Genomic DNA, 11,953 nt, shown 5'->3' with positions numbered 1-11,953 from the left:
CGTCATATGCTGTTTAACCAGCGTCTGATATCGGCGGGTAAGGCGAGAGTCAATCCCGCCAACAGATAGGTTGAAATCATTCTGCAAAGTAATAACAGGTATCACGATAAATGTGTAGATACCTATGTCTTAAAGGGGAAAAATGCGTCAGCGCGGTAACGTTGAAAGACGGCCGCAGTATTAGAGCAACGCTGGTACTGCTGGCGACAGGCGTAGAGCCGGCGACGCAGTTTATCCACGATCTGCCGCTGAATGACGACGGAAGCCTGACGGTAGACGCGACGATGAGGGTGACCGAAGACATCTATGCCATCGGTGATATCGCGACCTTTCCGCTGGACGGCAAGGCGACCCGCATCGAGCACTGGCGTGTGGCGCAACAACACGGGCGTATCGCCGCCGCCGCGATGATGGATAAGCCACAACCCTATGATGCTGTGCCTTTTTTCTGGACCCAGCATTACGGCGTCCGCTATGAATATCTCGGCCATGCCGCCAAATGGGATCAGCAGGAGATTATCGGCTCGCCGGATGAGGATGATTTTGTCTCTTTGTATGGTCTTGAGGGCAACTTGGTGGCGGTTGTGGCGGCCGGGCGTATGCGCACTACCGGCGTGCTATTGTTAAAGATGGGCGCAAAACTCGGTTTTGATGAGGCGCAGCGTATCGTTGCCGAGACCGGCGAACCGGAAAGCTGACCGCCTGATGTCGCTTTTCCAGCGTCCGTCGCGACGGCGATACCTTTACCGGTAGCGCAAAATTTTGCCGGCAAACATGTGCGCCGCCAAAGGTCGATGATATGATGCGCTGCCGGCACGCAACGGGGCGGCGACTGTTTGCCTCATCCTGCTCCGGCCCAGGGACGATGAATGTTCTCGTCCGCTATTTTAGGTAAGGAAAAGGACAGACAGGTAATGACACAGCCCCTTTTTATGGTTGGTGCGCGCGGATGCGGCAAGACCACGGTGGGTCAGGCATTAGCGCGGGTATTGGGCTATGCCTTTACCGATACCGACGAGATGTTGTGGCGGTCTACCGGCAAGACTGTGGCAGAGATCGTCGCTAGAGAAGGCTGGACGGGCTTTCGGGCAAGGGAAAGCGAAATCCTGACCAGCGTGACGCAAGGAAATGTCGTTGTCGCGACGGGCGGCGGTATTATTTTATCGGCGGCTAACCGCGGTTTTATGCGCGCGCGCGGTACCGTGGTGTACCTGTACGCGTCGGCGCAGGAACTCTCGCGCCGTCTGCAGGCGTACCCCGAGGAGGATCAGCGGCCCAGTCTGACGGGCAAACCCATGATCGAAGAAATCGCTGAAGTGCTCGCGGCACGTGAAAAACTCTATCAAGAGGTGGCACACCACGTACTGGATGCCAGCCGGCCGCCGGACGACGTGGTCTGTGCCATTTTGCAGCAGCTTTATCCCAGCGCGGCAAGTTGAGGCTATCACGCGCCGGGGCGGCCGGTGTAAGTTGAGGCTATACGCGCCGGGGAGGCCGGTGGCAGGGGTGATGGTCAAGGACCGGGTAAGGACCGCGCCGCCGCACGAGGTGCGAGGTGTTGACTATACTTACCTGGCGTTGAGGAGAAGAGATGATGATTCGCGAGCAAATAGAAACAAAAATCAGGGCAGAGTTTACTCCGCTGTATCTGGATGTCGTGGATGAAAGCTACCGCCATAATGTCCCGGCGGGCTCTGAGAGTCATTTCAAGGTGGTATTGGTCAGCGATCGGTTCAACGGCGAACGTATCCTTAGCCGCCACCGCGCGATTTACGGCGTTCTGGCGGATGAACTGGCGGGGCCGGTTCATGCCTTGGCGCTGCATACCTACACTGTAAAAGAGTGGGAAGGGCTGCAGGACACCGTGCCGGACTCACCCCCTTGCCGGGGCGCCGGCCTGACGGCCTGAACCGTACCGGCCAAGGGCAAACGCGCCGGAAGGGCGGGGAAATAGCCCGCCGGCCGTTTTTATTGACCTCGTTCCCGCCCCACAGCGCGCAATTTGCGCGCCGTCCTCGACTCATAAACCCTATCCCGCTATAATGCCGCGTCTTATATTTCCGGAAGGTATTCGGGATGCTTCTGACGACAACGGGCTACAGGTTTTGAACCCTCAGACCACCCGGATCCTAAGAGGCCATTTTCACGTTAGTGGACCTGGATGACCGCTTCTTTGAAAACGGTTTCTGGCGTTGACTGAGCACTGTGATTTTTTGAGGTAACGAGATGCAAGTTTCTGTTGAGACCACTGAAGGCCTGGGGCGCCGCGTAAACATTACCGTTGCCGCCGACACGATTGAACAAGCGGTGAAAAGCGAATTGGTGAACGTCGCCAAAAAAGTCCGCATTGACGGTTTTCGCAAAGGAAAAGTTCCCATGAATATCGTTGCGCAGCGCTATGGCGCCTCCGTCCGTCAGGACGTGCTGGGCGACCTGATGCAGCGTAACTTTGTCGACGCCATTATCCAGGAAAAAATCAATCCGGTGGGCGCGCCGAATTATGTCCCGGGCGAATACCAGACCGGTGAAGATTTCAGCTTTGCGGTGGAATTTGAAGTGTACCCGGAAGTGGAACTGACGGGTCTGGACACCATTGAAGTCGAAAAACCGCGGGTAGAAGTTAACGACGCCGACGTTGACACCATGCTGGACACGTTGCAAAAACAGCAGGCCGACTGGAAAGAAACCGCTGAGGCCGCTGGCGCGGAAGACCGCGTGACCGTCGACTTCACCGGCACCATTGACGGCGAAGCGTTTGACGGCGGCAACGCCACCGATTTCGTGCTGGCCATGGGCCAGGGCCGCATGATCCCCGGGTTTGAAGAGGGCGTTATCGGTCATAAAGCCGGCGAAAGCTTCGACATCAGCGTCACCTTCCCGGAAGACTACCATGCGGAAAATCTGAAAGGAAAGGCCGCCAACTTCGCCGTTGAGCTGAAGAAAGTCGAGCAGCGTGAACTGCCGGTGTTGGATGAAGCTTTCATTAAACGTTTCGGCGTGGCTGACGGTTCCCTGGAAGGTCTGCGCGCTGAAGTGCGTAAAAACATGGAACGTGAGCTGAAAAACGCCGTGCGCAACCGCGTGAAAACGCAGGTCATCGACGGTTTGCTTAACGCGAACGACATCCACGTTCCCGCAGCGCTGGTCGACGGTGAAATCGACGTGCTGAAACGTCAGGCGGCCCAGCGTTTCGGCGGCAACGAGAAGCAGGCGCTGGAATTACCACGCGAGCTGTTTGAAGAGCAGGCGAAGCGCCGCGTCAAGGTCGGTCTGCTGCTGGGTGAAGTCATCCGCAAACATGAACTGAAAGCGGATGAAGCCCGCGTTAGCGCGCTGATTGAAGAAATGGCCTCCGCCTATGAAGATCCGAAAGAAGTCATCGAGTTCTACGGCAAAAATAAAGAGCTGATGGACAACATGCGTAACGTAGCGCTGGAAGAACAGGCGGTCGAAGCGCTGCTCGCCAACGCCCGCGTGACGGAAAAAGAAACCGGCTTCAACGAGTTGATGAACCAGCCGAGCGCGGCCTAACCGCCGTCGTCGTCGGACCGCGCGCGGTCTCAAGGCTAATCCGTCATCCAGAAAGCCTGTCATCCTGCGGTGGCAGGCTTTTTGTTTGTATAAGCTTTTCATACTATTGCCGATGATAAATAGCGCTATATTTAACGGGTAAGCAGTGTTAAAAAGAGGGTGCGCCGCGGGAATACCCGCTAACGCCCGGTGCTGAAATAGTGCTGCCGCGCCCTTGAAAACGGGGCCTCGTTCCCCCAATTAGAGAGGGAAGGGAGAGAAAGCCGCCTAGACGGAATGCGGGCTGAAAACCGTTCAGCGGACCGGCGACTTCTTAGGACATGGCGATGACGCCGCATCTCACGTAAAATCGGAAACTCAGGCGCCGAACGCTTTATTTCTAGGAGACGATAATGTCATACAGTGGCGAACAAGATAACTTTGCACCTCATATGGCCCTGGTGCCGATGGTGGTGGAACAGACTTCACGCGGAGAGCGTTCATACGATATCTTTTCGCGCCTGTTAAAAGAACGGATTATCTTCATGACCGGTCAGGTCGAAGATCACATGGCGAATTTGATCGTCGCGCAGATGATGTTTTTGGAAGCGGAGAACCCGGAAAAAGACATCTACCTGTACATCAACTCGCCGGGCGGGGTGATTACCGCCGGGATGTCGATTTATGACACCATGCAGTTCATCAAACCCGATGTCAGCACGTTCTGCATGGGGCAAGCCGCCTCTATGGGGGCATTCCTGCTGGCGGCCGGCGCTAAGGGCAAACGTTTTTGCCTGCCCAATTCGCGGGTGATGATCCACCAGCCGCTGGGCGGTTTCCAAGGTCAGGCGACCGATATTGAAATCCACGCCCGGGAAATCCTGAAGGTGAAGGCGCGGATGAATGAATTGATGGCAAAACACACGGGGCAGCCTCTTGAAGCAATAGAGCGTGATACCGAACGCGACCGTTTCCTCTCTGCCCCTGAGGCGGTAGACTATGGATTAGTAGATTCCGTATTGAGCCAGCGCACGTAATTGCTTAATGGCGGGATCCGATAGACTATAGTTAATGTAGTGCGTCGTGCGGAAGCATCAGCGCTTCCGGCGACCGGTTTTGAGCTCAGCCGTCGCGTTGCCGCCCTGATTGGCCTGCGGGACTATGACGAAAGAAAGAGGTTTACTGATGACAGATAAGCGCAAAGACGGTTCAGGAAAGCTGCTGTATTGCTCTTTCTGCGGTAAAAGCCAGCATGAGGTGCGGAAACTGATCGCCGGGCCGTCGGTGTATATCTGCGATGAATGTGTCGATTTATGCAACGACATTATCCGCGAAGAGATAAAAGAAGTCGCCCCGCATCGTGAACGTAGCGCGCTGCCGACGCCCCATGAGATCCGCCACCACCTGGACGATTATGTCATCGGTCAGGAGAAGGCCAAAAAAGTACTCGCGGTGGCGGTTTATAACCACTACAAGCGCCTGCGCAATGGCGATACCAATAACGGCATCGAACTCGGCAAAAGCAATATCTTGCTGATTGGCCCTACCGGCAGCGGCAAGACTCTGTTGGCGGAAACGCTGGCCCGCTTCCTGGATGTGCCTTTCACCATGGCCGACGCCACCACCCTGACGGAAGCCGGGTATGTGGGTGAGGATGTGGAAAACATCATCCAGAAACTGCTGCAAAAATGCGATTACGATGTGCAAAAAGCCCAGCGCGGCATCGTGTATATCGATGAGATTGACAAAATCTCCCGCAAATCGGATAACCCGTCCATCACGCGCAACGTCTCTGGCGAAGGGGTGCAGCAGGCGCTGTTGAAACTGATAGAAGGTACCGTGGCCGCGGTTCCGCCCCAGGGCGGGCGCAAACATCCCCAGCAGGAGTTCCTGCAGGTGGACACCTCGAAAATTCTGTTTATCTGCGGCGGCGCTTTCGCCGGCCTGGATAAAGTGATTGAGCAGCGCACCGAAACCAACCGCGGCATTGGCTTTAGCGCCACCGTTAAAGGCAGCTCGGAGAAGGTGACCGAAGGCGAACTGCTGGCCCAGGTGGAGCCGGAAGATCTGATCAAATTCGGTCTTATCCCCGAATTTATCGGCCGGTTGCCGGTGGTGGCGACGTTGAATGAACTTAGCGAAGACGCGCTGATTCAAATCCTGCGCGAGCCGAAGAACGCGCTGACCAAGCAGTATCAGGCGTTGTTTAACCTCGAAGGCGTCGAGCTGGAGTTCCGGGATGAAGCCCTTACCGCCATCGCCAAAAAAGCCATGGCGCGCAAAACCGGCGCCCGCGGTCTGCGCTCTATCGTTGAAGGCGCGCTGCTGGAAACCATGTACGAACTGCCTTCCCAGGACAGCGTGGAAAAAGTAGTGATCGACGAAGCGGTCATCGCCGGCCAGTCGGAGCCGTTGCTTATCTACGGCAAGCACGAAGCGCAGCAGGCCTCCGGCGAGTAACGGGGTGTGGAGCGGCGTGCGCGCCGGGTGACAGCGTCCAGGCGGGGGATTTTATCCCCCGTTTTTTTTCATTACCGGCTGCCGTTGAATGTAAGCGATTCGACCCCATATACTCAAATACCTAATTGTTGAAACGGGCAAAAGCCGAGTTTTTGCGCATCCCACAAACCTGGCGGAAGCTAAACTAAGAGAGAGCTCTATGAATGCTGAGCGTTCCGAACGCATAGAAATTCCCGTATTGCCTCTGCGCGATGTGGTGGTCTATCCGCACATGGTCATCCCGCTGTTTGTCGGCCGGGAAAAATCGATTCGGTGTCTTGAAGCAGCCATGGACAGTGATAAAAAAATCATGTTGGTGGCTCAGAAAGAAGCGTCAACCGACGAGCCGGGTATTAATGATCTTTTTTCAGTCGGGACGGTATCGTCCATTCTGCAGATGCTTAAACTGCCGGACGGCACGGTAAAAGTGCTGGTAGAGGGGTTGACCCGCACCCGTATCAAAGAATTGTCGGACAGCGGCGATCATTTCAGCGCCGAAGCGGACTATTTCGACGCGCCCGAGCTGGATGAGCGCGAGCAGGAAGTGCTGGTGCGGACCGCGATTAATCAGTTTGAAGGCTATATCAAACTGAACAAAAAAATTCCCCCCGAAGTGCTTACCTCATTAAACAGCATCGATGATGCCGCCCGTCTGGCCGACACTATCGCCGCCCATATGCCCCTGAAGCTGGCCGACAAGCAGTCGGTGCTCGAGATGGCCGATGTGACCGAGCGGCTCGAATACCTGATGGCGATGATGGAGTCTGAAATCGACCTGCTGCAGGTAGAGAAACGTATCCGTAATCGCGTTAAAAAACAGATGGAAAAGAGCCAGCGCGAGTACTATCTGAATGAGCAGATGAAGGCGATTCAGAAAGAACTGGGCGAGATGGATGATGCACCGGATGAAAACGAAGCGCTGAAGCGCAAGATAGAAGCGGCCAAAATGCCGCAGGAAGCCCGGGAAAAGACCGAGGCGGAATTGCAGAAATTGAAAATGATGTCGCCAATGTCCGCCGAGGCGACCGTGGTGCGCGGTTATATCGACTGGATGCTGTCGGTACCCTGGCACGCGCGCAGTAAAGTGAAAAAGGACCTGGTCAAAGCGCAGGAAACCCTGGATAAAGATCATTACGGCCTGGAACGCGTCAAAGATCGTATTTTGGAATACCTGGCGGTACAAAGCCGGGTCAGTAAAATCAAAGGGCCGATCCTGTGCCTGGTGGGACCGCCGGGCGTGGGGAAAACCTCGCTCGGGCAGTCCATTGCCAAGGCGACCGGACGTCAGTACGTGCGTATGGCGCTGGGCGGCGTGCGCGATGAGGCGGAAATCCGCGGACACCGCCGTACTTACATCGGCTCGATGCCGGGTAAGCTGATTCAGAAAATGTCTAAGGTCGGCGTGAAAAACCCGCTGTTCCTGCTCGACGAAATCGACAAGATGTCTTCGGATATGCGCGGCGACCCGGCGTCAGCGTTGCTGGAAGTGCTGGATCCCGAACAGAACGTGGCGTTCAACGACCATTACCTGGAAGTGGACTATGATCTCTCCGATGTGATGTTTGTCGCCACCTCCAACTCGATGAATATTCCGGCGCCGCTGCTCGATCGTATGGAAGTGATTCGTCTGTCGGGCTACACCGAAGACGAAAAACTCAACATCGCCCGTCAGCATCTGCTGGCCAAGCAGCTTGAGCGCAACGCGTTGAAAAAAGGCGAACTGACGGTGGAAGACAGTGCGCTGGTGGGGATTATCCGCTATTACACCCGCGAAGCCGGGGTGCGTAGCCTTGAGCGCGAGATTTCCAAACTGTGCCGCAAGGCGGTGAAGACCCTGCTGATGGACAAGAGCATCAAACATATCACCATTAGCGCCGATAATCTGAAAGACTTCCTCGGCGTTCAGCGCTTCGATTACGGCCGCGCGGAAGGCGAGAATCGTATCGGTCAGGTGACCGGTCTGGCGTGGACCGAAGTCGGCGGCGATTTGCTGACCATTGAAACCGCCTGTGTGCCCGGCAAGGGCAAACTGACCTATACCGGTTCGCTGGGTGAGGTGATGCAGGAATCCATCCAGGCGGCGCTGACCGTGGTGCGCGCGCGGGCGGACAAGCTCGGTATCAATCCCGATTTCTATGAAAAGCGGGATATTCATGTGCATGTGCCGGAAGGCGCCACGCCCAAGGACGGTCCGAGCGCCGGTATCGCGATGTGTACCGCGCTGGTGTCTTGTTTGACCGGCAATCCCGTCAAGGCCAATGTGGCGATGACCGGCGAAATTACCCTGCGCGGTCAGGTTTTGCCCATCGGCGGCCTGAAAGAAAAACTGTTGGCGGCGCACCGTGGCGGTATCAAAACCGTGCTGATCCCCTTTGAGAATAAGCGCGACCTAGAAGATATGCCGGCGAACGTAATAAACGACCTGGATATTCATCCGGTACAGCGGATCGACGAAGTGCTGAATTTGGCGCTGCAGAATGCGCCTTTCGGCATCGAGGTGGCGCCCGAAACGGTAAAATGAGGGGTTTATGTAAAATAAACCAGTAAAAAGGGGCTGGCAGGCCAATTCGGACTTGCCAGCCTTTTTTTGTACCGTTAAGTTAGTGAGCTGTTGGGTCGGGACAGCGGGCAGGTTCAGTCTGTTCCGACATACTGGGTTTGATATAACAGCTGCGCAGTCGCGTTTAAGGAAAAATCCGCCGCGACATGAGAATTCAAGAGGGGATGAAAAAGTGAATAAGTCACAACTGATCGACAAAATTGCCGCAGGTGTTGATATTTCCAAAGCGGCCGCCGGACGAGCGCTGGATGCTATCATCGGTTCGGTTACCGAGTCGCTGCAGCAGGGAGATGACGTTGCGCTGGTCGGGTTTGGCACTTTCACCGTGCGCGAGCGTTCCGCCCGTACCGGACGCAATCCGCAAACCGGTAAAGAAATCACCATCGCCGCCGCCAAGGTACCGGGCTTCCGTGCCGGTAAAGGGCTGAAAGACGCAGTGAATTGATAGCTTTCCTGTTCTCGCCTGTGTCAACTAATACCTGACGCAGTCAGACGGGTAGGGTAGAATACAAGGCGCATCATCAGGATGCGCTTTTTTTTCTGGATTGGCTGACAAGGCAGGGTTGGCGTTGTCAGATAACTAGCATTAACGCGCAGCGGCTTCGCGGAGCCGCGGCAGGCGGGCAGTCCGTTTACTAGCGCAGAGGTTTCATTCATTTACAGCGGAGTGTTGTCACACCATGATGGACAATTTACGCGCGGCCGCTAATCACGTCGTGCTCAAAATTATTCTGGGGCTTATTGCCGTTTCATTTGTGCTGACCGGGGTAGGCAACTATCTTATCGGCGGCGATGGCGACTACGCCGCCAAGGTGAACGGTCAGCAGATAAGCCGTGCACAACTGGAGCAGGCGGTGCAGAACGAACGTAACCGCCAGCAAGAATCCATGGGTGAACAGTTCTCCCAGTTGGCGGCCAATGAAGGCTACATGCGCCAGATGCGCCAGCAGGTGCTCTCGCAGTTGATTGATGAAACGCTTCTGGATCAATATGCCGATAAGCTGGGACTGGCTATCAGCGATGATCAAATCAAACAGGCCATTTTCGCCATCCCGGCTTTTCGCAGCGACGATAAATTTGATAATGCCAAATTCCGCTCCCTTATCGGCAACATGGGTCTGTCGCCGGATCAATACGCCGTGCTGATGCGCAAACAATTACTTACCCAGCAGCTGATTCAGGGGGTCGGCGGCACCGGTTTCCTGCTGCCGGCGGAAACCGACCGGCTGCTGGCGGTGGCGGTACAAACCCGCGAAGCGCGTCTGGCAACGTTTGCCATTGCGGCGCTGGCAGAGAAGCAAACCGCGAGTGACGATGAAATTCAGGCCAGCTATAACGCGCACAAGAACCAGTACCTGTCGCCGGAAGCCTTCAAGGTGAGCTATATCCCGATGGATGCTGAAGCGATGCAGGCGAAAACCAGCGTTGACGAGCAGGAAATCCAGGCCTGGTACGATCAGCATCACGACCAATTCACCGTTCCCGGGCGTAAACGTTACAGTATCATTCAAAGCAAAAGCGAAAACGATGCCAACGACTGGCTGAAACAACTGCAGCAGGGCGCCGATTTTGCCGCCTTGGCCAAAGCCCATTCCACGGATGTCGTCTCGGCGAAAAACGGCGGCGATATTGGCTGGATGAGCGACAGCGACACCCTCGACGAGCTGAAGCAGGCTAATTTGAGCGAAAAAGGCCAACTTTCGGGGGTGATTAAATCCTCGGTAGGCTTCCTTATCATTCGTCTGGACGATATGCAGCCGGCGCAGGTCAGCCCGCTGAGTGCGGTCCATGACGCGGTGGCGGCGAAAGTGAAGCAGGAAAAAGCCATCGATGCCTATTATGCGCTGCAGCAAAAAGTGAGCGATGCGGCCAGCAACGATAACGAGACGCTGGCGTCGGCGGAAACCGCCGCCGGCATCAAGGCCCAGCAGACCGACTGGTTCAGTCACGATGACGTGCCCGCGGCGCTCAACTACGACGCGGTGAAACAGGTGCTGTTCCAGGGGTCGCTTTTGGGCAGCAACGGGGCGCCGGGCAGTAACTCCGACGTTATCACCGTGGACGGCAACCGCGCTTTCGTCATCCGTATCGCCGATCACCGTCCCGAACGCGTGCAGCCGCTTGAGGATGTGCGTGCGCGGGTCGAGCAGGAAGTCAAACGCGAGAAAGCGCTGGAGCAGGCGCGCGTCGATGCTGAAAAGGCGCTGGTCGCCTTGAAGCAGGGCAAAGGCACAGAGGCGCTGCAGCCGGCCGGGCTGAGCTTCAGCGCGCCGCAGCAATTCGACTCTGCCAATCAGGGCGATCCGCTGGCGCAGACCGTCTTTACGCTGCACCAGCCGCCGCAGGGCAAAAGCAGTTATGGCATTGCCAGCAATGCTCAGGGCGATATCGTGCTGATCGCGCTGGACAGCGTAACGCCACGGCCGCTGGATGAGCAGCAGCGCAAACAGTTCGTAGATCAATTAAATCAGGGGATGACCGGTGTCACCTTCGATGCGCTGCTGGCGAATCTGCGCGCGGAGGCGAAAATCAAAACGGGCGCGGCGGCGCAGATGCAATAATGCGGCGTTGGCCGCAATTTTCTCGTTAATTCTGCAATAGCTTCAGGCCGCTTTCGCGGCCTGTTGCGTTTCCTGCTGCGGGCGATAGCGGAAAATCGGACACCAAGGCATGCTCTGCCGGGAATACACTACGGAGAAAAGAGCATGCGACAACCGATTCTGACCAGGACATTCCTTACCCTCATCGCTGTCCTATCCCTGCAATGCGCCGGGCCTGTGCAGGCCACCCTGACCGGGGAGACGGCGTTGTCCCCCCTCACCGACGAAGCCGCGTTGGCACCCACTACCGCCGATAAAGCCACCCAGACCGATCCCGTTACGTTTGAGGCGGCATTGCCGCTGGAAAGCGCGCAGGCGCCGATGGATTACCAGACCACGGACACGGCCACCCCGGACATCCAGCAGGAAAAAGCCCCACGCCCCACCGCCAGCGTCACGGCGCGCTCTATCCCGTCAGGGAGCAAAGGGGCCTCAGGGTGTAAGCGAGAGAAAAAAGCGTCAGGCGGTTCAGCCAGACAAAGCGCCGGCGGCACAGGGTCGCATGAGACACCGGAGGGTGCCAGGTCGGCCGAAGCGCCGCGGGTGCTGGAACCCATAGACGAGGTCGCGCAGGCTGCAGACGATTCGGCGGAGGATGAAGAGGACAAAATCAACATCAACACCGCGTCGCTAGACGATCTGGTGGACGGGTTAAAAGTAAGCGCCCCATATAGGACGTCTTTCGATTTCGACAGGGATGATTAAGGATGGTGTCCACCTATTTTAAGTGGACACTATCTATGACAGAGCCCAAAAAACCGCGAGCCAACTACTCCATGGAGTT

General features: G+C 56.4%; 10 protein-coding genes. All 10 read left to right on the top strand.

Annotated elements, in window-relative coordinates; genetic code table 11:
• Positions 1 to 110: 110 nt before the first annotated feature.
• Positions 111 to 698: an FAD-dependent oxidoreductase gene (locus CINSTRO3249_RS07365; RefSeq protein ID WP_084790143.1), complete on the top strand. Its 588-nt coding sequence runs from the start codon at positions 111 to 113 to the stop codon at positions 696 to 698.
• A 216-nt stretch (positions 699 to 914) separates the two neighbouring features.
• The gene (gene aroL / locus CINSTRO3249_RS07360) at positions 915 to 1,439 is read left to right on the top strand and encodes a shikimate kinase AroL (RefSeq protein ID WP_074012793.1); all 525 of its coding nucleotides are present in this window, start codon (positions 915 to 917) and stop codon (positions 1,437 to 1,439) included.
• Between the two features lie 152 nt (positions 1,440 to 1,591).
• A complete protein-coding gene (gene bolA / locus CINSTRO3249_RS07355; RefSeq protein WP_125933142.1) occupies positions 1,592 to 1,909 on the top strand; it encodes a transcriptional regulator BolA in 318 nt (105 codons plus the stop codon).
• A gap of 317 nt (positions 1,910 to 2,226) precedes the next feature.
• Complete coding sequence (tig, locus tag CINSTRO3249_RS07350) at positions 2,227 to 3,531, top strand: trigger factor (protein WP_074012792.1); 1,305 nt, start codon at positions 2,227 to 2,229, stop codon at positions 3,529 to 3,531.
• A gap of 392 nt (positions 3,532 to 3,923) precedes the next feature.
• Complete coding sequence (gene clpP, locus CINSTRO3249_RS07345; RefSeq protein ID WP_074012791.1) at positions 3,924 to 4,547, top strand: ATP-dependent Clp endopeptidase proteolytic subunit ClpP; 624 nt, start codon at positions 3,924 to 3,926, stop codon at positions 4,545 to 4,547.
• 148 nt (positions 4,548 to 4,695) lie between these two features.
• Positions 4,696 to 5,970, top strand: coding sequence for an ATP-dependent protease ATP-binding subunit ClpX (gene clpX, locus CINSTRO3249_RS07340; protein ID WP_074012795.1), 1,275 nt, complete (start codon positions 4,696 to 4,698; stop codon positions 5,968 to 5,970).
• Between the two features lie 199 nt (positions 5,971 to 6,169).
• Positions 6,170 to 8,530, top strand: a complete 2,361-nt coding sequence (gene lon, locus CINSTRO3249_RS07335; RefSeq protein WP_174249749.1) for an endopeptidase La — start codon at positions 6,170 to 6,172, stop codon at positions 8,528 to 8,530.
• A gap of 82 nt (positions 8,531 to 8,612) precedes the next feature.
• Positions 8,613 to 9,014 carry a nucleoid-associated protein HU-beta gene (gene hupB, locus CINSTRO3249_RS07330; RefSeq protein WP_371441371.1) on the top strand — a complete coding sequence of 134 codons (402 nt, stop codon included), beginning with the start codon at positions 8,613 to 8,615 and terminating at the stop codon, positions 9,012 to 9,014.
• A 235-nt stretch (positions 9,015 to 9,249) separates the two neighbouring features.
• On the top strand, positions 9,250 to 11,130 hold the full coding sequence (gene ppiD / locus CINSTRO3249_RS07325) for a peptidylprolyl isomerase (protein ID WP_074012788.1): 1,881 nt from the start codon (positions 9,250 to 9,252) through the stop codon (positions 11,128 to 11,130).
• A gap of 144 nt (positions 11,131 to 11,274) precedes the next feature.
• Complete coding sequence (locus tag CINSTRO3249_RS07320) at positions 11,275 to 11,874, top strand: hypothetical protein (RefSeq protein WP_074012787.1); 600 nt, start codon at positions 11,275 to 11,277, stop codon at positions 11,872 to 11,874.
• Positions 11,875 to 11,953 lie beyond the last annotated feature (79 nt).

It is taken from the genome of Candidatus Sodalis sp. SoCistrobi (assembly GCF_900143145.1).
GTDB lineage: Bacteria > Pseudomonadota > Gammaproteobacteria > Enterobacterales > Enterobacteriaceae > SoCistrobi.
This window is presented reverse-complemented; position numbering and strand designations above follow the sequence as displayed.

Excerpts from the sequence above, each read along its gene's own strand:
- bolA (WP_125933142.1), top strand. The coding sequence starts at position 1,592 with ATGATGATTCGCGAGCAAATAGAAACAAAAATCAGGGCAGAGTTTACT.
- clpP (WP_074012791.1), top strand. The coding sequence starts at position 3,924 with ATGTCATACAGTGGCGAACAAGATAACTTTGCACCTCATATGGCCCTG.
- lon (WP_174249749.1), top strand. The coding sequence starts at position 6,170 with ATGAATGCTGAGCGTTCCGAACGCATAGAAATTCCCGTATTGCCTCTG.
- CINSTRO3249_RS07320 (WP_074012787.1), top strand. The coding sequence starts at position 11,275 with ATGCGACAACCGATTCTGACCAGGACATTCCTTACCCTCATCGCTGTC.
- tig (WP_074012792.1), top strand. The coding sequence starts at position 2,227 with ATGCAAGTTTCTGTTGAGACCACTGAAGGCCTGGGGCGCCGCGTAAAC.
- clpX (WP_074012795.1), top strand. The coding sequence starts at position 4,696 with ATGACAGATAAGCGCAAAGACGGTTCAGGAAAGCTGCTGTATTGCTCT.
- ppiD (WP_074012788.1), top strand. The coding sequence starts at position 9,250 with ATGATGGACAATTTACGCGCGGCCGCTAATCACGTCGTGCTCAAAATT.
- aroL (WP_074012793.1), top strand. The coding sequence starts at position 915 with ATGACACAGCCCCTTTTTATGGTTGGTGCGCGCGGATGCGGCAAGACC.
- CINSTRO3249_RS07365 (WP_084790143.1), top strand. The coding sequence starts at position 111 with ATGTGTAGATACCTATGTCTTAAAGGGGAAAAATGCGTCAGCGCGGTA.